Here is a 22,834-nt window from a genome sequence, read left to right on the forward strand (position 1 = left end):
GGTTTGCCAAAGGTAGTTAAATTAGCAGGCGTCGGTGGTAATTAATTTGGCCTAAATGGTAGGCCAAATGTGTTTCCAAATGGATAAAAATATAGCCATTCGTTTTATCCTCATCGAAAATTCGAATGGGGTAAGTATCCCCTAATTTATCGCTCGGGAAATCGCATAAAACCTGTAACACAATGGGATGAATTTCATCCAGCATGTGCAATAACGTCTCACGCGGAATATCCCGCGCTGTAAATTCCAGCGGTCGGTCGCGCACATAACCTGTATTTGCGTACACTGCCCCAAAAAATGTATTTAAGTTTCCCATCAAATGCAGAAATACATTTCCACCTGGATTATTGATTCCTTTCGCGACCTGCCAAACATGGGCATCGGATTGATATAATTCAATTTCTTTTCGAAGGGCTTTCAAATCCCGATCGTATAAGGTAATGAGTTCTTGTAGCATCTTTTTTTATCAGTTTTAAGTCTACCTATTTGTTTCGGGCTCACTACCTTTGGCAAACCGGGAAGGATTGCCAAAGGTGAAGAGGAGATTTAATATTCGACCGCATAGTCTCTCGGGAAGGGCTGTCCGCTCCAGGCTTTTTTCTGGGTCCATTCGGTTTCAGGTCCCGACCAAAATGGATGATCTGCCTTTAAGCCCAAAGGCAAAAAGGCTGCCGAGGTCAGGTACATACTTCCGGTATTGGAATAGGTATCCGCTAGATTCGCTTGTTTGGCACCCACTAAACCCAAGGTCAACCAACCATCGCGATCGAATGTCGAGGGAACAAAGACACGCTTGAAAACCGCGGTCAAAGCAGAGCGCACTTGGGCCGGGCTAATCTCCGAAGGCAAGGCATTTTCCAAGGCTAATTTAGCTAAGGGTTGGAACAGCCCTACCCGGTAGGTCGATGAGCGGCCCACCACCAAGAAGGTACCTTCCGGCGAGATATATCGCTCTTGAAAACTCGCGTAGCGCTGCATCCGCTTGTAGGCTAAATCAAAATCGGCTTGGGCGAATCTGCCTTTCGCGACATTCACCCGCATCACATCGATCAGCATGGGATGAATCACGAAGCCATTGTAATGGTCAAAATGAAATTTCTCGCCATCCTTGTACCAGCCATCGCCCACATACCAAGACTGAATTTTAGCAATCGCCTGATCAATCCGCGCGGCATCAAAAGGTTTTCCGATGGAAAGCAAAAAAGTCTCGATGGTGGCAGCAAACAAGACCCAATTGTTATTGGGAGGAACGATTTGACGCATCATCGTAAACTCGCGAATGAAATTCATTTTGGTTTCGGCCGACAAAGGTTCCCACAAGGCAGTAGGGGCAATCAAAAAAGCTTGGGCGATGAAGGCCGCATCCACGAGGGGCTGTTTGGACGTAGGAGAACCCCAATACAAATAGTCGGGACTTAAGGGATTCGCGGCATGGCTTAAGCTGGCAAGGGCTTGGGCTTTCATTCGCCGACGAATATTGCTCTCCTCCCGAGCCGCCCACGAACTCTCATCATCCGCTAAGGCTAAAAAGGGTCCGATACCGATCAACATCCGACCGAAGGCTTCCATGTAGGCAACCTCCGAGGGCCGCCTATCCCAGGTGGGGCTGAAGGCAATAGTCATGTTTTTACGAAGCTCCCCTTTGGACATATTCTTCAAGATGGGGGCGGAAATTTTATCCAATAAATTTACCCAATAGGCACGGTCACTGGCTGAGTCAACGATGTTTTCACGCTTAGTCGGGAAAAAGGAAAATGAACTAATCAGGGACGACCATTGAATGAATTTTCTGCGTTGCATAGGTTTAGGTTTGAACTACTAATTTACCGGAATAAATTAAAAAAAGCGTGTAGATTTGAGAATTCAAACACACCCGATGCTCCTACTTGGCATTTTTTGGCTCCTCTACTTTTTTATCCATAGCGCCCTTGCGAGCTTATGGGTCAAGGAAAAAGTGGGTTTACTTGTGCCAGGCTTGTTTCCCTATTACCGCATCGTCTATAACCTCATTGCGATACTGGGTCTCTTGCCCTTGCTCTATTTTAGCCTAAGCCAAGCCATCGAATATGAGATTCCCTTTCATCAGCCCGTGGGTTTACTTCTCGCTTTTGTGGGATTATTTTTCCTATGGAAAGCCTTTCGCGCCTTCGATATGCCCGCATTTTTGGGCTTAAAACCAGAGGAGAATTCGGCCTTGGTCAAAACAGGTATGTATGCCTACGTGAGACATCCTTTGTATTTCGCAACGATATTGGTGATTGGTGGATTATGCTTGATATTCCCTAGCAAGGGTATGTTGATGGTGCTGGGAATTAGCTATTCCTACATTCTGATTGGCAGTAAATTGGAGGAAGGAAAGTTGAAAAAACACTATGGCCAGGCCTACGAGGATTATGCCAAAGAAGTCAAAGCCCTCATTCCCTATGTTTATTAGAGCGGCTGAAATGGCCGATATTCCTGCGATGCGCCGCATTCGTTTGGCGGTCAAAGAAAACGTACTTCGAAATCCCTTGGCGGTTCAGGAGGCCGACTATATTCCCTATCTGACAGAAAAGGGGCAAGGCTGGGTGGCTGAAATCGAACACGAAATCGTGGGGTTTGCCATTGTAGATTTGCAGGGTCATGATGTTTGGGCGCTCTTTGTGAATCCGGAGAAGGAGGCTCAAGGAATCGGAGGGGCTTTGCATAATCTTATGCTGGAATGGTATTTTGCAGAAACGGATATACCCTTGCATTTGGGCATAGAAGGCGGAACGCGAGCTGAAGAATTTTATCGAAAGCGGGGGTGGGAAGAAATCGGCAGGGAACCCAATGGCGACCTTACTTTTTTAATGCCTCAAAAACCCCTACATTTATTGTCCAAAACGTAAAGCTATGAATCCGAATTTCAACGAGTTTAAGCGCATCATTACGACGCCCATTTTATTCAAGTTTTTCATTCTGAAAAATTTATCGGCCGCATTTTGGGCAGGTCTGAATATTCACCAATTCGATAAGGACAGCTGCGTGGTCCGAACCAAATTATCTTGGTTTAACCAAAACCCTTTCCGCTCCATGTATTTCGCGGTCGAAGCAATGGCGGCCGAGATGAGCAGCGGGATGTTGGCCTATGCCCAAGTCCACAAGCGCAAACCGGCCGTAAGCATGTTGGTCGAAAAAGTCGAAGCCACCTTCGTCAAAAAAGCCACCGGAACCATCTACTTTACCTGCGAGGATGGTGCGGCGATGGAAGCGGCCGTCGATGAAACCGTCTGCACGGGCGAGGGGGTTAAGCTCCTTTCGAAGTCGATCGGGAAAAATGAAGAGGGTGTAATCGTCGCGGAATTCACCTTTACCTGGAGTTTTAAAGCAAAATCGAAATGACACATCCGTTAGGCATTTGCCTCTGGTTTGATAAGCAAGCCAAGGAGGCCTTTACATTTTACGAGTCGGTATTCCCCGACATCAAACTAATTTCTGAGAATCCGTTTACAGTTAACTATACATTAGCCGGCAAGCGCTTTATGCACCTAAACGGTGGGCCGGAGTTTAAGATCAATCCTTCGATTTCCTTTTTTTACAATGTGGACTCCGAAGCGGAAATCGACCAAATGTGGGCGAAGTTAACGGATGGAGGTCAAGTCATGATGCCGCTGAATGCCTATCCTTGGAGTCGTAAGTATGGCTGGGTGGCGGATAAATTTGGGGTCAACTGGCAGTTAATGCTCGACCATGTCAGCGGCGATAAGGTCTACCCGAACATGATGTTTACGGGGGATAATAATGGCAAGGCAGCCGAGGCGATCGAATATTACACCTCAATTTTCCCGGATTCGAAGACGGTGCGCGTGAGCCCGTATGGAGAAGGGGGAGCCGATACGGCCGAGCATTTGAGTTATGCGCAGTTTCAACTTTGCAATCAGGCCTATGGCGCGATGGATAGTTCGCACATGCATGCTTTTCAATTTAATGAGGGGGTTTCCCATTTGATTATTGCGGATACGCAAGAGGAGATTGATTATTATTGGGATCATTTGACGCAGGGAGGAAAGCCCGGCAAATGTGGCTGGCTTCAGGATCGCTACGGTGTTTCTTGGCAGGTTGTTCCGAGCTGTTTGGGGAAATTCATGAATAATCCGGTAACGGCACCGAAGGCGACTTATGCCTTTTTGCAAATGTCAAAATTCATCATTGCCGATTTGGAAAAGGCATGCGAAAATTAACTAATTTTGTGGCCTAAATAACCCTAAGGTAATGTCAAAACCCTATGACTTTCTGATTGTTGGCGCCGGATTTTTCGGCAGTATTTGTGCGAGAGAATTGACCAATCAAGGATACAGCTGTTTGGTCATTGAAAAGCGCGATCACATCGGGGGAAATTGCTACACGGAAAAGCGGGACGACATCCATTTGCATGTCTATGGCGCGCACATTTTCCATACATCGAATGAGAAAGTTTGGAAATGGATTAATCAATATGCCAAATTTAATCACTATACGAATCGTCCGATAGCGAATTACAAGGGAGAATTATTTGCTTTGCCTTTCAACATGTGGACGTTCAACCAATTGTGGAATGTAAACACTCCGGAAGAGGCGCAAAAAATCATCGCCGAGCAAGGAAAAGACATTGAGGGAGAGCCAAAGAATTTAGAGGAACAAGCGATTAAGTTAGTCGGCAAGGACATCTACGAAAAACTCATCAAAGGTTATACAGCTAAGCAATGGATCAAAGATCCGAAAGAGCTTCCTAAGGAAATCATCAAGCGCTTGCCGGTTCGATTTACCTTTGATACCAATTATTTTAATGATCGTTACCAGGGAATTCCGGAAGGAGGATATACACAGATATTTGAGAAGCTGTTGGAAGGAATTGAGGTGCGATTGAATGTGGATTATTTGGCCGACAAATCAACTTACAATGCCTTGGCGAATAAGGTGATTTACACAGGTCCGATCGACTCCTATTTTGGGTATCAATTTGGGGAGTTAGAGTACAAAACCACGCGATTCGATCACGTGAAGAAGGAATATCCGAACCACCAAGGTGTTGCGGTGATGAATTACACGGAGGTCGAAATTCCGTATACGCGTATCATTGAACACAAGCATTTTGAGTTTAATGAAACCCCGACAACCTGGATTAGTTACGAATATCCGGAGCCTTACAAGGCGGAGGTGACAGAACCTTATTACCCAGTGAATGACCAAACGAATAATGACTTGTTCCAGCAATACCGTAGCTTGGCAGATCAGGAGCCAGATGTATTTTTCGGAGGGCGCTTAGGGGAGTATAAGTATTATGACATGCACCAAATTATCGATCGTGCCTTGACGATGGTGGAGACTTTCGTCCCTGCCTCCTAACCTTTGCCAATCCTCCAAGGTTTGGCAAAGGTAGTGGGAAGAAACATAAGTTTCCTGATATTTTACCCCAGCAGTGCCTTCATCTTTTTTGCGATGAAGTTTGTCGCATATTCGGGTGCCAGTCGGCATAAGAAATCCATGAATTTGGAGTCAGAACCGACGAGAATACGGTATTGATTCGTTTCCATTCCTTGTAAAATAATCCTCGCCGCTTCATTAGCTGGCATGGTCGGCATGCTCAATGCATCGCCTGAGACTTTGGGCATTTCGATTCCTGAATTAGCGGTAATATTTGTCGCGATAGCCCCCGGAAAAACCACCGAAACACGTACCGTCGTTTCTTTCAGTTCGGCATACAAACCTTCTGTGAATAATTTCACGGCCGCTTTGGATGCCCCATAGATACTTTGGCCGGGAACAGGCAAAAAACCTCCCATACTGGATATATTGACAATATGCGCCTCTGGACGCTCCAATAAATGGGGAAGAAATGCTTTGCTTACCGAAACAGTACCCATAAAATTCACGTTCATCACGTGTTCAATTTGATTAAAGGTCAAGTCATTGACCTTCACAAAGGGCTGAATGATTCCAGCATTGTTGATGATGCCATCAATCTGCCCAAAGTGCTTGATCACCTGTTCGGGCAATGCAAGCACTTGGGGCCGATCGGATATGTCTACTTCTAAGGCTAGAAATGTTTTGGAAGTTCCGGAGCAAACTTGTTGAGTTTCCAACAAAGCGGGCAAATGCCTATCCAATGCGGCAACCTTACCGCCTTTGGCGATAATTTGATGGGTCATTTCACGACCCATTCCACTACCCGCACCGGTAATTAGAAATACTTTTCCAGCTATTTTCATGGCTTCTTAAATGTACATGGTCTAATCAGCCAAGGGCTAATTATTCTTTTACGCGTGCTCCTTTCGCCTCAAACATGCCCATCAATGAGCCCTTCAAATTGTCTGAATCTACTTTATTTAATTCAACATTCACATCATAACCTTGAATTGTAAAATACAAAACAACCTTTTCGCTGTCATCTTCAACTTTTGAAATGTCTACTAATGGCAATGAATCGTCGCCAACAATCTTTAATTGGCCAGTCAAGACACCGTCTTTACGAATTAAATTCGTCGCAAAAGTTACATCTCCATTGGGTGTACCTGCCACCATGATTTTCCATTTACCTGCGAAGAAATCTGTTGGATCTGGTTGCTTCGCGAAAGCTGAAGCCGAAAACAAGGTCGTCAAAACAAAAATAAGCGCAATAATCTTTTTCATAATCAAATGATTTTAGGGGTTAATAAGAAAACAAATATAGAAACTATATTAATATTGTCTAATCTTGATACAATATTAGCTTGAAAACATGAAAATTATCACACTGTTACTACTTAGTTTCTTGGCCCTAGGCCAAACCACCATCAAACTCTATCCGGGCAAAGCTCCGGGATCTGAAAACTGGAATTGGGAGGTCAAAGAGTTTACTCCGATGCCAAACAACCGGATGTTGTTCAATGTCACCGAACCCACCTTAACCATTTACCCCGCAGCTGCCGGCAAAGGAAATGGCAGCTCCATCATCATCGCCCCTGGCGGAGCCTTCCACATTTTATCCATCGATTCCGAAGGCCACGATGTGGCCAAGTTTTTAAGTAAGCGCGGAATTACCGCATTCGTCCTGACCTACCGCGTCGTGAAATCAAACGGCCCTAATCCCTTCGCCGAATTGATGCCCTTGATGAAAGACTTCAAGAAACTGGACGAGATTAATGCTCCCGTGGTCGAAATGGCTACTCAAGACGGCATCGAGGCCATTAAATATGTAAAAACAAACGCAAGCAATCTCGGTATCGATCCCCAAAAAATGGGTTTCATGGGATTCTCGGCAGGTGGAACACTGACGATGAACGTGCTATTAAGCGCACCACAAGAATTAAAACCGAATTTCATAGCGCCCATCTACCACTACGCATATGCCGTCACCGGTAAAGATATGCCTAAGGCCAGTACACCGGCGTTTATCGCCGTGGCGGCCGACGATAATTTAGGCTTCGCGCCGCACAGCATTCGACTCTTCGAACGGTGGAGCGCCGCCAAACACCCGAGCGAACTGCACGTCTACGAAAATGGAAGCCATGGCTTTGGTATGCGGAAAAACAATACAGCGAGCGACAACTGGATCAATGATTTCGAGAATTGGTTAAAGATTCGTAAGTTTTTATAAGTCTCCTCGCTTCGCATCCCTAGGCTAAAGCCTAGGGTTATAAGAAGATGTTCCGTCTTTTCCTTAGTCCCCAGACTGAGGTGTAGGGTCATAGACATAATTTTTTTATCACCAGGTTTAAACCCGGGGCATTTAGCCGAAGGCCAAACCATCCTACCCCCCTTAGGGACAGGCACTATTGAGATTTTAAGTACATTCGAGCGCTAAACCGATTCAATATGAAATTTGCTTTACTCCTTTGCTTGAGTTTTTTGACCTATTCTAGCCTCGCACAGGTTAACCTCACCCATCTCCAAGTCGAATACCAAGAAATGCCCCTCGGCATGGACGAAAGCAAACCGCGTTTTTCCTGGCAAATGCTCAGTAAAGCAGTCGTACGGGGCGACCGACAAATCGCTTACCGCATCCTCGTGCAGGATGAAAAAAATCAAGCTGTTTGGGATAGTAAAAAAGTGAACTCTGATATTTCGCTTGGAATTTCCTATGCCGGGAAAGCCCTGGAAGCGCGCACAAAATATACCTGGACCTTGCAAGTTTGGGATCAGAAAAATCAAGTTTCCAGCGCCAAATCATCCTTTGAAACGGGCCTATTAAACGAATCTTGGAACGAAGCGAGCTGGATCGGATCAAACGATTTGCCGCTTTACAGCCAATACCTATCCGTCTATCAATTTCAATACGGAATTCAATTGGACGAGGCCTCCAAATCCAAAAAAGCCTCCTTCATTTTCGGTGCCAATGACCCGCGTTTACAAAATAAAAACCTGAACATTCAAGGGGTGGCGAGTGCGAAGAACAGCTCATACATTCGCTTTGAGCTTGATCTTTCCGACAGCACTCAAGCCTTTTTCAATGTCTACCGAGCGGGCTATGATCCCAAAGACAACGCGAATAAGGCCCTCTACCAATTCCCAATTCCTCAAAACCTCATCTCGAAAGCCACTAAATACCAAAAACACACCGTTTTTGCGACCTGTAATTTTGGGGTGTATGATGTTTACATCGATCAGGTAGATAAAGAACATAAGGTCAACCCCACACCGAAAAATGCGAGCCCCTATGCGCCCACAGGTTTTAATCTGAATCCGGTAGGCATGGGGAATAATTTCATCTCCTTTCCGATGTTGGCCGAAATAGGTTTTCAGGCACCGGAAGGCGAAACCGCCTATTTTTCGAATGTGCAGATTAAGAATTTCCGCCAACCGGCTAACACGCTTTTCGCGGCGGAAGAAAATCCCGGCTTATGGCCCAACTGGGATGGCAAACGCTTTCGGGTAAGCGGCTCTTTTGCTGTCGCCAATCCGAGTCGGTACGCCGCACCCATGCTACGCACCCAATTTGCTACGTCAGGGAAAGCCATCAAAAAAGCACGCATTTATGCCACAGCACGTGGAATTTACGAGCTCTACCTAAACGGGAAACGCGTGGGCGATGATTATTTTAATCCTGGTTTGACCCAATACAACAAGACGCATCAATACCAAAGTTTCGACGTGACCTCGCTTTTGCAATCCGGTGAAAACGCCTGGGGAGCCTGGTTGAGCGAGGGCTGGTGGTCAGGGAATATTACCTATAGCGGGGATAGTTGGAATTATTTCGGGGACCGACAATCCTTATTGGCCAAATTGGTCATTAGCTATACTGATGGCTCCGAGCAAATCGTTACCACTAATCCCACCCAATGGAAAACCTTCAACGATGGACCGATTCGAGTGGGAAGTTTCTTCCAGGGCGAAGTTTATGATGCCCAAAAAGAGGCTGCGATTGCCGGCTGGTCAACGACAGGCTATTCCGATAAAAATTGGAAAAGCGCATCAACAATCCCTTTGGAGGGAACGGCATTCTTGGATAAGAACATCGAGTACAGCAAGCAACAACTAGTCGGGCAATTGGACGACCGCGTGCAGGTTCGCAAGGTCTTACAAGCTCAATCGATTCAAGAACCCCGCAAAGGCGTATATGTCTATGACATGGGTCAAAACATGGTCGGCTTTCCGAAGATCTTCATCCCTAATGGCAAGGCGGGTCAGGTAATCACCTTACGCTATGCGGAAATGTTGTACCCGGATTTGGCGGAATATGCGTCTCAAAAAGGGATGATTATGATAGAGAATATTCGGGCGGCTTTGGCACAGGACATCTATGTTTTAAAGGGCGGCGATGAATATATCCAACCGCGCTTTACGTTCCATGGCTACCGCTATTTGGAAATAACAGGCCTTGAACAGGCACCCGCCTTGCCACAAGTGGCCGGGATTGTGCTTTCGTCGATCAAAGAAATTAGTTCGTCTTATGAGACCTCGGACCCCATGGTGAATAAACTCTGGACCAACATCACTTGGTCGATGCGTGGGAATTTCCTGTCCATCCCGACCGATACCCCGGCCCGAAATGAGCGCATGGGCTGGTCGGGCGACATCAATGTCTTCTCCAAAACCGCTACCTTTTTAGCTCCCGTTAATAATTTCATGCGCCGACATTTACAAGGCATGCGCGATGTGCAACGCGCGGATGGGCGTTTCACGGATGTGGCACCGATGGGTGGAGGATTTGGCGGGACGCTTTGGGGCAGTGCGGGCATTGTGGTGCCTTGGGAGACTTACCAACAATATGGAGACAAGGCGCTATTGGCGGAACACTACGATGCGATGAAGCGTTATGTGTCTTTTTTGGCGTCTAAACAAACGCCGGAGGGGATATTGAATGAGGGTCCGCTGGGAGATTGGTTGAGCCCCGAGGGGAACAAGAACGACAACACGGCCTTTTGGATGAGCTATCAGGCCTATAATTATGAGATCATGGCGAAGGTGGCGACCATTTTGGGCTATTCAGATGATGCGGTGAATTTTGCTCAAAAATCTTCTGAGCGCAAAGCCCTCTTTAACCGAATCTACATGGATCCTGTAAGCCATAAATCGGTGAAGTCGGGGATCAAAACCGCAACCATGGGGCCACCGAATGCAGCGGCGGCGAATGGGTCTTCTGATAAGGGACAGTTGGTGGACACGCAGGCGTCCTATGCGATACCTTTGGCATTGGGTCTGTTTGATGCGACGAATAAGCCGTATGCGATTGCGGGTTTGGTGGAAACGGTGAAGCGTTCGAATACGGATGATGGTGGCGTGGCACGACCAGCTTATTCCTTGATGACCGGCTTTATCGGAACCGCATCGATCAGTGAGGCCTTATCGGCCAATAATCAACACGCCGAAGCCTATCGATTATTAACCCAAAAGACCTATCCGTCTTGGTTGTATTCGGTGGCAAATGGGGCGACGACGATTTGGGAGCGATTGAATTCCTACACGGAGGAGAATGGTTTTGGGGGGAATAATAGCATGAATTCGTTTAACCATTATTCCTTTGGGGCGGTGGCTGCCTGGATGTATAATCATTCCTTGGGAATCCAGCGCAATGAAAAATCACCGGGTTTCAAGCATTTCTATTTGCGTCCGATTCCGGATCCGACGGGCGTTTTGACACATGCCAAAGGGCATATTACGAGCATGTACGGGAAGATTGCAAGTCGCTGGTCGGTAAATGGAGGACAGACGACCTACACGTTTGAGGTTCCGGCAAACACCAACGCCGAATTGCGATTAAGCGTGAAACCGGGTGCGAAAATCAAAGAAGGTTCTCGAAGCTGGACGGCAAGTGGCGACAGCTTTATACAAGAATTAGTGAGTGGGAAATATACATTTGTTGTCAACTAACCTTTGGCAATCCTCATCAGGTTTGCCAAAGGTAGTACGGAGGGGGCAGAATTTTGAACAAGAAACTGATAAAATTGAACACATGCAAAAGATTATTTTAGTCCTTTTCATTTCATTTTCGCTAACGGCATTCGGCCAAGTAAAGCTTCCTTCGCTCGTAAGCGATGGGATGGTGCTACAACAAAATCAAGCCACACACATCTGGGGCTGGGCTAGTCCTGAAGAAAAAATTCGCATCAACACGCGCAATAAATCCATCAAAACCCAGGCCGATAAATCGGGAAAATGGCAGGCGCAATTGCCGGCATTTGCGGCAGGGGGTCCTTTTGATATTCGAGTTAATGACATCGTTATTCACAACGTGCTTTGGGGAGAAGTCTGGCTTTGTTCTGGACAGTCTAACATGGTCTTGCCCATGGAACGCGTGAAGGAAACCTATCCTTCTGAAATTGCTGCGGCAAATTATCCGCTCATTCGGAATTTTTTCATCCCAACCATCGTCAGTAAAGACATCGAAAAAGACGATATTCCCAATACCAAATGGCTCGAAACCAATCCCGAAAATGTCTTAAAAATGGGGGCGGTGACCTATTTCTTCGCCCAAAAACGCTTCGAACAAACGCATGTACCCATCGGGATCATCAACGCCAGCGTGGGCGGATCGCCCATCGAATCCTGGATCTCTGAATCCGTTCTCAAACCCTTTCCCATGCCTGCCCAAACGCCCATCGCGGCCGGCCCAGCTCCCATCGAAAAGGACCGCGGTCTTCGGGAGGCGAAAAAATGGTTCGACCCAAGCTATGAACCCAAGGGTTGGAAAAATTATTTCATCCCGGGATTTTGGGAAGACCAAGGTCTGAAAGATCTCAATGGAATCGTTTGGTTTCGAAAGGAAATCGATATCCCAACTGGGCTGGAAAATCAAGCGGCCAAGCTCTTCATGGGGCGGATTGTAGATGCCGACGAGATGTATGTCAATGGAACTCGCGTAGGCAATGTGACCTATCAATACCCACCTCGTCGCTACGAAATCAAACCCGGAATTTTACATGCGGGAAAAAATCTATTGGTTATTCGAGTTAGCAATTCAGCGGGGAAGGGCGGCTTTGTGCCCGACAAACGCTATGAACTACTCCTCGGGGAAAAGACCATCTCGCTGGTGGGAAATTGGCAATACAAAGTAGGCGATGTTTGGAACCCGAATCCCCAAATTTCCAATGCCCAAATGTATCAGCCCAAGACGCTTTACCAAGGGATGATTAGCCCGCTGTTGCCCTATACGCTGAATGGCATTTTGTGGTACCAAGGGGAATCGAATGGCGGCGATCCGAAGAATTATGGAAAGAAATTAGAAGCCTTGGCTGCGGATTGGCGTGCGAAATTCAAGCAGACGAATCTGCCCTTTATCTATGCACAATTGCCGGGTTTTGGTGATCGCCAACTGCTGCCTGTGGAAAGCAATTGGGCCATCCTTCGCGAAGAGATGCGCCAGGCTGAAAGTCAAATTCCGAATAGCGCGATGGTTGTAACCATTGATCAAGGGGAGTGGAATGACATTCACCCGCTGAACAAAAAACCGATAGGGGAGCGTATGGCCTTGTCGGCAAACCAACTCATCGAAAAGGTCGCATCTGCCAGCTCTGGGCCTCGTGTAGAAAGCGCCAGCAAAACGGGAAATCAAATCATCCTTCGATTCACATCAGCAGGAGGAAACCCGACCATCGATCGATGTGATGAGGATGAATTGCAATACATTTCCATCGCAGGGAAAGACCGGAAATTCGTTTGGGCCAAGGCTCGGATTGAAAACAATACGCTCATCATTTGGTCGGACGACATCGCAGAACCCATGTTTGTTCGCTACGCCTGGTCCGATTTCCCGGAAGGAAACCTCGTGAACGAAGAAGGATTCCCGGCATCGCCGTTTGAGGTATCCGTTAATTAATAGATTGTGAGCGCCTAAACGCCGACGGCGACATCTTCTCAAATCGCTGAAAAACCCGGTTGAAATAAGACAAGCTCTCGAAGCCACATTCAAAGCAGCATTCCGTTACGTTCTTGTCTTGCAGGAGTAATTGCTTGGCATAATTAATCCGATAGCGATTCACAAAATCCGTGTACGTGAGGTGCGTCGTTTTCTTGATGTAGCGGCAAAAAGCCGGGACCGTCAAACTCACCTCGGAGGCCATCGCTTCCGTATCGATCTTGTCCTGAAAATGTTTCTCGACGTATTGATGTATCCGTGCCATGCGTTCCTGTTGTTTCAAAACAGCCTGGCTGGCAATCGGTCGGACGTTTAATGAAATGGCATCCGTACTCTCGGCCAAAATTTGGAAGATCTGCAACAACTCCACAAACTGTTCGAAACGCGAAAGACCCGGAATTTTCTTCATGCGCTCCCCCACTACACGCTTGGTGTCCCCATCAAAAGCCAAACCCGATTGCGCGCGCTCCATTAATTGTTGGACCCTCTGCATCTCAGGAACCAAGCCCAAACTCATCCGAAAATAATCTGGCGGAAATTGAATCACGACCGTTTCCACACGGGTTTTGGCGCCATAATCAAAATTCAAATGTGGGATATTCGAACCGATTAACGCCAAATCCGCCCCGTGGTAAGTGGACACATGGTCTCCGATGTGACGAATTCCTTGCTCAGCTTCCACATAGACCAACTCGATTTCCGGGTGAAAATGCCAATAGAACACCTCATTCAATTGCGGCGTGAGCAACAAGCGAAAGGAGCTATCCGTATCCGGATGAATTTGTTCGAGTTTCAATTTCATTGACCCAAATATCCACATTTTTTCCACATATGTTCAAAAAATATCAATAGCGTGCAAAAAATTATCAATAGCGCATGCATACTTGCTGCTAAATTATCAGAGATTTGTTTGATCAAAACCTTATCACCTATGCAAAACGAAACCATGATCCCAAACAATGCGCATTACGACATTCCGGGAAACCCATCGACAGCCAAAAGCAGCCAATTATCGCTCAATAATCGCTTGAACGGAGAAGCCCTTCGCGTCTTGAGCGAGGAGGATTGGGCATTTTGGAAACACAATGGCTATGTTGTGATCAAGCAGGCTGTTCCGAGAGAACAGGCGCTGGCCACTGCGCAATTCCTGTGGGAGTTCGAGGAAAAAGATCCGAATGATCCCAGGACCTGGTATGCTCCTCCCCGCGCGGAGATGAAAATGAAGGAATTGGCGAATACGGGCATGGTGGAATGTTATAATAACCAGCACCTTTGGAATAACCGACAAATGCAACGGGTCTACGATGCCTTTGTGGATATTTGGGGAACTGAGAAATTATGGGTGACGATTGATCGGGCCAACTTGAATTTCCCGATCCGACCCGGCCATGAATACAAAGCCTTCATTCACTGGGATTATGATCCGGAAACGAAACCCGTCCAGGTACAAGGCGTTTTGGCCTTAGCCGACCAGCTTGATGAAAACATGGGCGGATTCCAATGCATCCCGGAACTTTTCCGCAATTACGATACCTGGAAACTAACCCAACCCGAAGACCGCAATCGCTTCCTTCCCGACACGACTGGCTTTACGCCGACGAAAGTAAAATTGGAGGCCGGGGATTTGTTAATCTTCAACAGCCTTCAACCCCATGGAATCCGGGCCAATAACAGCGAAAAGGTTCGTTGCGCGCAATACATCTCCATGATGCCCGCCGAGGAAGACAACGATTCGCTTCGTGAATGGCGTGTCAATTCCTGGAAGAATCGCATCGCTCCCGAAGGCTTTGCCTTTCCGGGTGATCCGCGCAACTGGGAACAAACGAAATACGAAACCGCCAAACTCAATCCGCTGGGCGAAAAAATACTTGGATTAACGAAATGGTAAATAAAAGGCCCGGCAAATGCTGGGCCTTTTGTTTGATTTTTATAAGTAAGTATTTGAAAATTATAAATATAAAAGCCCTTCTACCTGCTACCTTTGTTTGATTTCTATCGGATTCAATAACCCAAGCATGGAGCAAATTGAAAGTTTAAGGGATTTCTACGAACGAAAATTCAATTGGATACCTGACAGCCTTAGTAAAGACTGGGGGCACTTTAATGTCTTCAAACTAGACCCATTCCTTGGGAATACCCCAAAACCCGTACCCTACCGTCGGCGCGATTTTTACAAAATAACGCTTGTAAAGGGTAATGGAAAGATCAATTACGCCAACAAAGTAATTGAGGTCAAAGAAAATGCCATCGTCTTTTCAAATCCATTTATTCCTTACAAATGGGAATCGTTGGAACAATTAAGCACGGGATATTTTTGCATTTTTAACGACCAATTTTTCCAAGGTTATGGAAATTTTTCGTCTTATTCCCTTTATCAACCCGACGGTTCGCCGGTCATCGAATTGAATGACTCGGGCTATCTTCAGTTTCAGTTAATCTTCGAAAGGATGTTGGGCGAAATCAATTCCGAATACATCCACAAGTACGACATGCTCCGGAATTTAGCGCTCGAGATGATGCACACCGCACTCAAACTCGAACCAGCTAATTCCGCTCGTTATGCACCGGGAAATGCGAATCAAAAAATCTCCATGTTATTCCTGGAGCTTTTGGAGCGGCAATTCCCCATCGAGGGCGCGCACAATAAAATCAAATTGAAGAGCCCATCTGAATTCGCGAATCAATTGGCCGTTCATGTCAATCACTTAAATCGGGCGGTAAAAGAAACAACAGGCAAGACTACATCGCAGTTGATCGCCGAGCGAATCAGCCAAGAGGCCAAACTCATTCTATCCCAGGGCGAGTGGGGAATTGCGGAAATCACGGATGCCCTGGGCTTCAACGAGATCAGTTATTTCAATCATTTTTTCAAAAAACATGTGGGCATTAGCCCCGTGAAGTACAAAAACAATATACACCTTGGAAAAAGGTAACACCTAGCTAATTATATAAACGTTAACCTGTCTCATGTCTTCATTAAAAATCATTGGTTTTGTTTGCTTCCTTCTTTTCAGTCAAATCAGCTATGCGGAAACAAGCGCCGACAGCACCCAAAAAGAAATGCAATTTGCCACAACGGCTTTAGTGACCAACAATGGTATTTCGGTGGTACCCATATTTACCTTGGGTAAACCCGCGACCATTATCAACTTCACCGTAGGCCGTCGCCTCACTTTTGAGCCCGAATTTCGTGTTTCCTTAGAAGGGAAACCCTGGTCCTTTATCTATTGGTTCCGCTACAAAGTAGCTAAAACCTCCAAGTATTCGCTAAACATTGGCGCTCACCCGGCCATCATTTTCAAGACCATCCCTGTGACTATTAATGGCAACGACGAAAAAATCCTACGCGCTCAACGATTCCTTGCGGCAGAAGTTTCACAAAACTTTCGTGTTAACCAACATGTCAATGTGGGTCTCTATTATTTAGTTGGCGCCGGAAGCGTCGAGAATAAAACCAAGCCAACCAACCTGATAACAATCCGAGGAGGATATAACAACATCCCACTAGGGAAGGAGTTTGTAGCAGGGCTAAACACTCAGTTAATCTACCTGTTTACGAATGGGGAAGAGGGCTCCTATATGAACGGAACTGTTACTCTTGGGCACAGAAAAAGCCCTGTCACACTCTCCTATTTTTACAATCAACCGATAAACACCAACATTACTGGAGGCAAACTCCCCGTGTGGAACATCGCCGCAACCTATGCCTTCAACAAAATATTCAAGCTTAAATAACAAAAAAGCCCGGCATTCATCCCGGGCTTTTCACTAACTATCCTAAGGCCTTTCTTGCGATGCCGTCGGGGTTATTGGCCAACAAACATTGGTCATCCAGTATCATCGTCTCCCCATTTTCCTTTGAATAAGGCTTCCAATTCGGTAAGCCTCCGCCATTGGGATTTCCGGTTCGCACAAAGTTCAAGAAGGACTTCGCCATTTTCGTAGATAAAGCACGAGGACGTTTTCCGCCACCCGTGTGGGTCAACATCAAATCTGTGTTGTAGAACCAAAAGCAAATATCATCGCAATGGAAGGCACGCATCCGCCCGTCGAAAAGCGGTGGCTGCCAACCGAACCACGAAACATATACAGGAGCCTTTCCTTGAGATACTTTAGCATCCGCTGCCGCAATCGCACCCTTCCGGTTCGAATTGATCATCGCCCATAATTCTACCGGTTTCGCTTTCGGGAAGTTTTGATGAAAAGCGTTCACGATTTCAGCAGATTTGTCTCCAAAGCGCGGTCTGATTTTTTCTGCCACGCTATCTAAACTAATAGACTCCAAACTCGCATCCGTACGTGAGGGGCTAAACTCATGGAAGGTTGTATTAATGATCAACGGAATGTCTGCTGAGAAATGATTGGGGTCACTGAAAAAAGGCTTATCGTTCATCGTGACGCCATCCGCCACCGGTGAAAATCCACCCCGTGCGATGCCCATTTTTTTCGCCTCATCCGCCATTTTCTCCACGGCACGTGTCGTAATATCGATGTATTCCCGCCAAGGAATTTGCTGCAATTTCTCGATTTCCCCCGGCTTCAATCCGGCCTCCTCCATTACCTTAACGCCCAGTTTCTCCGCATATTCTTTATTCACTCCACCCAGGGACGTACCACTCAAAGCAACTGCTTTGTGGAATAGGCCTTTGGCAGCCGGCATGTTCATCAGCGTGGTAACTTTCGCGCCTCCGCCCGACTGGCCGATGATCGTCACATTAGCCGCATCGCCACCAAAATTCGCGATATTATTTTTCACCCATTCCAATGCCGCGACCATGTCCAAGTTGCCAACATTCCCTGAATGTGGATGTCCGCCCGCAGCCTTTAAGTGCGAATAGCCAAAGGGTCCCAGACGGTGATTAATCGACACGAAAACTACATCCCCCAAACGCGAAATGTTCTCGCCATGGTAACCATCCTGTTCAATCGCATTTCCGTTCGTGAAGCCACCACCGTGCAACCATACAATCACAGGTCTTTTCTTCGAATCAATCGCCGGCGTCCAAACATTCAAGCGCAAACAATCCTCCGAGACATCGTCGTAATTCCAATGATCCACAAAGGAAGCATAGGCATTCGCATAGCGCTTCTCCATGATTTGGGGAGCCGTATTTCCCCACCAAACACAGGGTTTTACTTCGGACCAAGCCGCGGGTTTTTGAGGGGGCATAAAGCGATTCTTTCCGCTCGTATCCGCTCCATAAGGAATCCCCAAAAACTGGTTGATACCACGTAAGATGAATCCGCGTACCTTGCCGTATTCGGTGTTGGCTACGGCGATCTCATCCCCCACAAAAAGGACTTGATCATCCGAACTCGCGGCAGTGGCGCTCGTTGATCGTTGTTTTCCTACGCTTAGTGAAGCGGCCCCCAGTCCCAAAGACTGGATAAAATTTCTGCGATTTGATTTCATCGATATAGGTTTTATTTTAATCCGTAAATTTTTAACTGGCGCATCGACCACGGGATATCGTCCGCCTCTTTATTAATTCCATCGGCCAACTTCAAACGAACAAACTTCGTTTTCACCTGATCGAAACTAATGACATTGTCGCCCTCTTTTCCTTTCCAATTCGCGACATGCGTTTTCCAATTTGACCCATCTTCCGAGGTCTCCATGTGTAGCAAACGAGGGTAGGTCGCAATCACGGTTGGCGCCACTCCGGGTGTCGGTTTCGCCGGACGCTTGAAGTTTGTATTCGAGGTAAAGTGGAATTCGGAAAGATTGATTAATTGGGGGAACTCAATTTGATACCACATGTCTTTTGCCTGCGTGATGCCGGTCGACCAGCCCTCGTAATTCGTCGCGCTGCGTGGGGATGCGTTTCCGCCGACACGCGTCGAGACCGTATTACTTGCACTAAATTTCCAAGCCGCATCCGCCGGAAATTCCTGCGGAACCACTTTCATCAAGGCATCGAATTTATACATCCCAGCTTGCTTCGAGGTCTTCGCGCGAATCGCCGCAACTTGCTGAGGCGTCACGAAAGACGCATCATTCGACAATCCATTTCGGATATACGACACCACATCTGAAATCCATTGATCGGATTGCTCCTTCATAGGTTGCATCATCCCACCGGCATAATTCTTCCCATCAACCGTTCCATCTAAGCCGTGCAATAAAACACGCACAGCATATTCCGGATGCGACTGAATGCGGAAACTTCCAGCCAATGCAGGCGCTAGTAATTTATTATTGCCCATGGATTTCCCCATGCCATCATTTCCATGACATTGCGAGCATAACTCGGCAAAGACAAGTTCCCCGCGCGCTAAAATTTCCTTTTGGTCCTTGCTCAATTCCATTGCATTAAATGGCCCATTCGTTCTCGGTTTCGGAGGCGTAATGGTTTGCTCACCTACGAGCTTCACACCACCACTAGGATGCTTCACCAAACTCGCTTTCACATGCGTTTCCAAATCTGGCATCTTCAAAAATTTAGCTGAGAAAATGGCCTGCATGGCAACCTCGGGGTCGGCGTCCAACATCGCTTTCTGGTAGCTTGCCGCGAAAGATTTATCCCCTGCCTTGTACAAAGTCTCGGATGCTTTCAAAGCTTGAATGCGCAAACGCGGATTTGCATCAGCCAATAAACTTTGAACGGTTTGTGCCTTCAATGCCCCCAAACCTTCCAAGGTCCAAAGCGCATGAATTCGTCCATTCACGGTAGAACCCTTCAAAGCCATTTGCGTCAAAGCCGGAACCACAGATTTATCTTTGCGCAGCACTAAAACCTGTTGGGCCATATCCTGCCACCAGCCATTCGGATGATTCAAGTAAGCCACCAGTGACGCAGATTTCTCCTCATACATCTTCGCTTGCTTCTTGTCCCGTTCCATGCCATCGTAGGTAATTCGCCAAATACGTCCGAGACCCACCACTTTATCCAAGCGGTATTGATCGATTTTCGTACGCAAGTAAGAGCCTTTCGGCGTCCATTGGCCTTCTTGGATGATGCCATGGTACATATCCACAATGTACATCGATCCATCCGGTGCCGTCGCCATGTCCACCGGTCTAAAAAGCGGGTCGGTCGATTTTAAAAATTCAGATTTTTGTTCCTGGAAAACATTGTGTAAGGTCGTCAAACCTTCCTTCACTTCGGGATTGATTTGGCGAACGATACGTGCCACGGGTTCCCCGTAAAAGAGTTGGCCCCGCAACGAAGCAGGCAAACGGTCACCCCGGTAAATATCATTTCCCGCGGAGCCGGTCACGCGATTTAGCGAACCATCCGGCTGACGGATTTCATCCATGCCCCCTTGCATATCGGCAACTTTCACCGCCGCACCCCAAGGCACCTCGAAGCCTTTGGCTAATTCATTCGGTACCTCAAAATTCCCGTATTGAATTGGGAACTGAAAATAGGATGGCACACCAGAGGCCCCACCTTGGAACCATAATTTACCATTGTCATCTTGTGTGATTCCCCACTGTGCCCGGTTCGCGCCAGTCTTTTCACGGATAATCCCATTCGGCGTTTCACGTATACGGAAGGCGTTCACCGTACTGTAAAGCCAGTTGTCCATCCCGTAAAACAAGAAGGCTTGTTGGTGCTCCACATTCCCCGATCGGCCATATTTGGTCGTGAACAATTCCTTTTTATCGGCCTTGCCATCGCCGTTGGTATCTGTGTATTTATAGATGTTATCCGCATCCGATTCCATGGTCAAAACTGCATCTTTTCCATAAGGCAAGACGAAACGGGGGAAGATCAACTTATCGACAAAGGTCGTCCCCGTCTCATACACCCCATCGTTATTTTTATCCTCCCAGCGCGAGATGCGGCTGATGGGTTCGAGTTCGTTTTTCGAGTCGGCGTCCAACATATACGATCGCAACTCGAGCACATACATCCGACCATTGCCGTCGAAGACGATTTCGGCAGGTTGTTCGATGGCCGGTTCCGTTAAAACAGGTTGAATTTTATAGCCCGGAGGCAATTGAAAACGCTTGGCTTCTTCCTCAACGGTTAAAGGCTGAATAGGGTCTTTCGGTGCCAGGTCGATACCCTTCCAGTTTTCGTCATTGGGATCGACTCCGGCAGGTAATTTAAGCGAGTCTAAAGGAAAAAAAGAATGGGGTAAATGGGGTTTGGCGGCAACAAAGGCCAAAAACACAACAAGCCCTAAGAGGCTCAATGAGAGGATACGTTTCATAAGGTTTAAATAGGTTATTGCAATAACAGAATGAAAGAACAAATGAATATCCTGATTTACAACTATTTAGAGACGAAATTGAAAAATTTCGAGATAAGTTTAGGTTTATCCCTGAATACGGAAGCGTATTTTTAATCCCCGGGAAATGGTGGTAGTTTTGTAAACTGTTAACCTGCTCTAAATGACTCAACAAATTAATCGGACTAAAATCATTTTAGTCCTCGGTGTATTATCTGCGATTGGACCTTTGTCGATCGACATGTATTTACCCGCTTTCAAGAATATCGCTGCGGCTTTACAATGTTCCCAAGAAGAAATGGGCTATACCTTATCCAGTTTCTTTTTTGGAATCTGCCTGGGACAATTAATCAGCGGACCCTTATTAGATCACTTCGGACGAAAAAACGTATTGTACGTTGGATTGTCGCTGTATGTATTGAGCTCGATTGCCTGCGCCTTTTCTACTTCCGTGGAGGCATTGGTCGTGTTTCGTTTATTTCAAGCTTTAGGAGGTAGTGTGGGAATGGTGGCGCCAAACGCCGTAATTCGGGAAACTTTTGAGGAAAAGGATCGACCAAAAGTAATGTCTACGATGATCTTGATTTTAGGCGTTTCACCGATTTTAGCCCCTTCGTTGGGAAGTTTATTATTGACCCTTACGGGCTGGAAAGCCATCTTTTTGGTATTAGCTAGCATTCTATTGCTGATCATCTTTTTGATCAAATCGTGGTTACCGGAAAAAATCAATCATGAAAAACGCGGACCCTTCCGGATTACAACCATTGCCCGAGCTTACCGAGATTTATTCAAGGAGAAGGAATATTTGATCTTTGCATTTACCGGTGCCATCGGAGCGGGAAGTATCTTCACCTACGTGGGAGGAGCACCGCTAACATTTCTGACTTATTACAAAGTTAGCGAATCGAAATTCGGCTTATTGTTTGCCATCGTGGCATCAGGAATCATATCAGCTAGTCAGGTAAACCGGGTGGTTTTAAAGAAATATACGAGTCTACAAATTTTACGGGTGACCTTACCGACGCAATTGTCTTTAGGTTTGTTGTTGTCCATTTTGGCCAAAACTAACCAATTGACCATGGAACTCAACATCTTCCTTTTGTTCTTGATTATGGGTTGCCAGGGTTTCAACTTCCCGAATGTGGCGACCTTGGCTTTGCGTCCCTTTCACCGCGGAGCAGGTACGGCGTCCGCTATGCTTGGCTCTATTCAAATGGCTTGGGGAGCGGTTTGTTCGGTCTTAGTGGGACTCATGTTTGACGGCACCCCATTCACGATGGCGATCATCATCTTCGGATGTGCAGCGCTTGCGAATACGATTTTGTTTGTGGTGGGGAAGGGGATTGTGACCAGTCGCTAGTCACTAAGCTATCTACGTAC

The 22,834-nt window shown here is 46.8% G+C and carries 19 protein-coding genes; 12 read left to right on the top strand and 7 right to left on the bottom strand.

Going from position 1 to position 22,834, the window contains the following annotated elements:
- Positions 1 to 16: 16 nt before the first annotated feature.
- A complete protein-coding gene (locus ACMH5P_RS07535) occupies positions 17 to 457 on the bottom strand; it encodes a DUF1572 family protein (RefSeq protein ID WP_459493730.1) in 441 nt (146 codons plus the stop codon).
- An 89-nt stretch (positions 458 to 546) separates the two neighbouring features.
- A complete protein-coding gene (locus tag ACMH5P_RS07540) occupies positions 547 to 1,800 on the bottom strand; it encodes a DUF2264 domain-containing protein (protein ID WP_459493731.1) in 1,254 nt (417 codons plus the stop codon).
- A 55-nt stretch (positions 1,801 to 1,855) separates the two neighbouring features.
- On the opposite strand from ACMH5P_RS07540, the gene ACMH5P_RS07545 reads away from it, so the two are divergent.
- From ACMH5P_RS07545 to glf, 5 genes are read left to right on the top strand one after another with little or no spacing between them, the layout of a single operon-like run.
- Complete coding sequence (locus ACMH5P_RS07545) at positions 1,856 to 2,434, top strand: methyltransferase family protein (protein ID WP_459493732.1); 579 nt, start codon at positions 1,856 to 1,858, stop codon at positions 2,432 to 2,434.
- Positions 2,424 to 2,870, top strand: coding sequence for a GNAT family N-acetyltransferase (locus ACMH5P_RS07550; RefSeq protein WP_459493733.1), 447 nt, complete (start codon positions 2,424 to 2,426; stop codon positions 2,868 to 2,870). Before ACMH5P_RS07545 ends, ACMH5P_RS07550 begins: the two co-directional genes overlap by 11 nt.
- 4 nt (positions 2,871 to 2,874) lie before the next feature.
- Positions 2,875 to 3,363 (top strand): DUF4442 domain-containing protein, encoded by a 489-nt coding sequence (locus ACMH5P_RS07555; protein WP_459493734.1) that lies wholly within the window; start codon positions 2,875 to 2,877, stop codon positions 3,361 to 3,363.
- Positions 3,360 to 4,202 carry a VOC family protein gene (locus ACMH5P_RS07560; protein ID WP_459493735.1) on the top strand — a complete coding sequence of 281 codons (843 nt, stop codon included), beginning with the start codon at positions 3,360 to 3,362 and terminating at the stop codon, positions 4,200 to 4,202. The genes ACMH5P_RS07555 and ACMH5P_RS07560 overlap by 4 nt, the downstream gene beginning before the upstream one ends.
- Before the next feature lie 31 nt (positions 4,203 to 4,233).
- Complete coding sequence (gene glf / locus ACMH5P_RS07565; protein ID WP_459493736.1) at positions 4,234 to 5,346, top strand: UDP-galactopyranose mutase; 1,113 nt, start codon at positions 4,234 to 4,236, stop codon at positions 5,344 to 5,346.
- A 62-nt stretch (positions 5,347 to 5,408) separates the two neighbouring features.
- Here glf and ACMH5P_RS07570 read toward each other — a convergent pair whose 3' ends face one another.
- Both ACMH5P_RS07570 and ACMH5P_RS07575 read right to left on the bottom strand, forming a co-directional pair.
- A complete protein-coding gene (locus ACMH5P_RS07570; protein WP_459493737.1) occupies positions 5,409 to 6,209 on the bottom strand; it encodes an SDR family NAD(P)-dependent oxidoreductase in 801 nt (266 codons plus the stop codon).
- 40 nt (positions 6,210 to 6,249) lie between these two features.
- Complete coding sequence (locus ACMH5P_RS07575; protein ID WP_459493738.1) at positions 6,250 to 6,630, bottom strand: hypothetical protein; 381 nt, start codon at positions 6,628 to 6,630, stop codon at positions 6,250 to 6,252.
- 88 nt (positions 6,631 to 6,718) lie between these two features.
- On the opposite strand from ACMH5P_RS07575, the gene ACMH5P_RS07580 reads away from it, so the two are divergent.
- The 3 genes from ACMH5P_RS07580 (at position 6,719) to ACMH5P_RS07590 (ending at position 13,234) form a co-directional block, all read left to right on the top strand.
- Complete coding sequence (locus tag ACMH5P_RS07580; protein WP_459493739.1) at positions 6,719 to 7,576, top strand: alpha/beta hydrolase; 858 nt, start codon at positions 6,719 to 6,721, stop codon at positions 7,574 to 7,576.
- Between the two features lie 218 nt (positions 7,577 to 7,794).
- Positions 7,795 to 11,289 (top strand): family 78 glycoside hydrolase catalytic domain, encoded by a 3,495-nt coding sequence (locus ACMH5P_RS07585; RefSeq protein ID WP_459493740.1) that lies wholly within the window; start codon positions 7,795 to 7,797, stop codon positions 11,287 to 11,289.
- A gap of 82 nt (positions 11,290 to 11,371) precedes the next feature.
- Positions 11,372 to 13,234, top strand: a complete 1,863-nt coding sequence (locus ACMH5P_RS07590; RefSeq protein ID WP_459493742.1) for a sialate O-acetylesterase — start codon at positions 11,372 to 11,374, stop codon at positions 13,232 to 13,234.
- Here the strand turns inward: ACMH5P_RS07590 and ACMH5P_RS07595 are convergent.
- On the bottom strand, positions 13,227 to 14,075 hold the full coding sequence (locus ACMH5P_RS07595) for an AraC family transcriptional regulator (protein WP_459493743.1): 849 nt from the start codon (positions 14,073 to 14,075) through the stop codon (positions 13,227 to 13,229). The two genes, ACMH5P_RS07590 and ACMH5P_RS07595, sit on opposite strands and share 8 nt — an antisense overlap.
- Positions 14,076 to 14,204: 129 nt before the next feature.
- Between ACMH5P_RS07595 and ACMH5P_RS07600 the strand changes: the two genes are divergently transcribed.
- The 3 genes from ACMH5P_RS07600 to ACMH5P_RS07610 all read left to right on the top strand — a co-directional run bounded on the left by ACMH5P_RS07600 (position 14,205) and on the right by ACMH5P_RS07610 (position 17,008).
- Positions 14,205 to 15,161, top strand: a complete 957-nt coding sequence (locus tag ACMH5P_RS07600; protein ID WP_459493744.1) for a phytanoyl-CoA dioxygenase family protein — start codon at positions 14,205 to 14,207, stop codon at positions 15,159 to 15,161.
- Between the two features lie 127 nt (positions 15,162 to 15,288).
- A complete protein-coding gene (locus ACMH5P_RS07605) occupies positions 15,289 to 16,206 on the top strand; it encodes a helix-turn-helix domain-containing protein (RefSeq protein WP_459493745.1) in 918 nt (305 codons plus the stop codon).
- A 34-nt stretch (positions 16,207 to 16,240) separates the two neighbouring features.
- Entirely contained in the window at positions 16,241 to 17,008 is a 768-nt protein-coding gene (locus tag ACMH5P_RS07610; protein WP_459493746.1) for a hypothetical protein, read from the top strand.
- A 37-nt stretch (positions 17,009 to 17,045) separates the two neighbouring features.
- On the opposite strand, the gene ACMH5P_RS07615 is transcribed toward ACMH5P_RS07610, so the two are convergent.
- Positions 17,046 to 18,686 carry a carboxylesterase/lipase family protein gene (locus tag ACMH5P_RS07615; RefSeq protein WP_459493747.1) on the bottom strand — a complete coding sequence of 547 codons (1,641 nt, stop codon included), beginning with the start codon at positions 18,684 to 18,686 and terminating at the stop codon, positions 17,046 to 17,048.
- An 11-nt stretch (positions 18,687 to 18,697) separates the two neighbouring features.
- Positions 18,698 to 21,436, bottom strand: a complete 2,739-nt coding sequence (locus ACMH5P_RS07620; RefSeq protein WP_459493749.1) for a DUF7133 domain-containing protein — start codon at positions 21,434 to 21,436, stop codon at positions 18,698 to 18,700.
- A 181-nt stretch (positions 21,437 to 21,617) separates the two neighbouring features.
- Here ACMH5P_RS07620 and ACMH5P_RS07625 point away from each other — a divergent pair, with 181 nt between their 5' ends.
- Positions 21,618 to 22,814 carry a multidrug effflux MFS transporter gene (locus ACMH5P_RS07625; protein ID WP_459493750.1) on the top strand — a complete coding sequence of 399 codons (1,197 nt, stop codon included), beginning with the start codon at positions 21,618 to 21,620 and terminating at the stop codon, positions 22,812 to 22,814.
- Positions 22,815 to 22,834: the final 20 nt, after the last annotated feature.

This window comes from Aquirufa sp. 5-AUSEE-100C1 (assembly GCF_054558655.1).

What these genes read in the sequence shown, in the direction of transcription:
- ACMH5P_RS07535 (WP_459493730.1), bottom strand. Translation starts at nt 457, where the DNA reads ATGCTACAAGAACTCATTACCTTATACGATCGGGATTTGAAAGCCCTT.
- ACMH5P_RS07540 (WP_459493731.1), bottom strand. Translation starts at nt 1,800, where the DNA reads ATGCAACGCAGAAAATTCATTCAATGGTCGTCCCTGATTAGTTCATTT.
- ACMH5P_RS07550 (WP_459493733.1), top strand. Translation starts at nt 2,424, where the DNA reads ATGTTTATTAGAGCGGCTGAAATGGCCGATATTCCTGCGATGCGCCGC.
- ACMH5P_RS07555 (WP_459493734.1), top strand. Translation starts at nt 2,875, where the DNA reads ATGAATCCGAATTTCAACGAGTTTAAGCGCATCATTACGACGCCCATT.
- ACMH5P_RS07560 (WP_459493735.1), top strand. Translation starts at nt 3,360, where the DNA reads ATGACACATCCGTTAGGCATTTGCCTCTGGTTTGATAAGCAAGCCAAG.
- glf (WP_459493736.1), top strand. Translation starts at nt 4,234, where the DNA reads ATGTCAAAACCCTATGACTTTCTGATTGTTGGCGCCGGATTTTTCGGC.
- ACMH5P_RS07570 (WP_459493737.1), bottom strand. Translation starts at nt 6,209, where the DNA reads ATGAAAATAGCTGGAAAAGTATTTCTAATTACCGGTGCGGGTAGTGGA.
- ACMH5P_RS07575 (WP_459493738.1), bottom strand. Translation starts at nt 6,630, where the DNA reads ATGAAAAAGATTATTGCGCTTATTTTTGTTTTGACGACCTTGTTTTCG.
- ACMH5P_RS07580 (WP_459493739.1), top strand. Translation starts at nt 6,719, where the DNA reads ATGAAAATTATCACACTGTTACTACTTAGTTTCTTGGCCCTAGGCCAA.
- ACMH5P_RS07585 (WP_459493740.1), top strand. Translation starts at nt 7,795, where the DNA reads ATGAAATTTGCTTTACTCCTTTGCTTGAGTTTTTTGACCTATTCTAGC.
- ACMH5P_RS07590 (WP_459493742.1), top strand. Translation starts at nt 11,372, where the DNA reads ATGCAAAAGATTATTTTAGTCCTTTTCATTTCATTTTCGCTAACGGCA.
- ACMH5P_RS07595 (WP_459493743.1), bottom strand. Translation starts at nt 14,075, where the DNA reads ATGAAATTGAAACTCGAACAAATTCATCCGGATACGGATAGCTCCTTT.
- ACMH5P_RS07600 (WP_459493744.1), top strand. Translation starts at nt 14,205, where the DNA reads ATGCAAAACGAAACCATGATCCCAAACAATGCGCATTACGACATTCCG.
- ACMH5P_RS07605 (WP_459493745.1), top strand. Translation starts at nt 15,289, where the DNA reads ATGGAGCAAATTGAAAGTTTAAGGGATTTCTACGAACGAAAATTCAAT.
- ACMH5P_RS07610 (WP_459493746.1), top strand. Translation starts at nt 16,241, where the DNA reads ATGTCTTCATTAAAAATCATTGGTTTTGTTTGCTTCCTTCTTTTCAGT.
- ACMH5P_RS07615 (WP_459493747.1), bottom strand. Translation starts at nt 18,686, where the DNA reads ATGAAATCAAATCGCAGAAATTTTATCCAGTCTTTGGGACTGGGGGCC.
- ACMH5P_RS07620 (WP_459493749.1), bottom strand. Translation starts at nt 21,436, where the DNA reads ATGAAACGTATCCTCTCATTGAGCCTCTTAGGGCTTGTTGTGTTTTTG.
- ACMH5P_RS07625 (WP_459493750.1), top strand. Translation starts at nt 21,618, where the DNA reads ATGACTCAACAAATTAATCGGACTAAAATCATTTTAGTCCTCGGTGTA.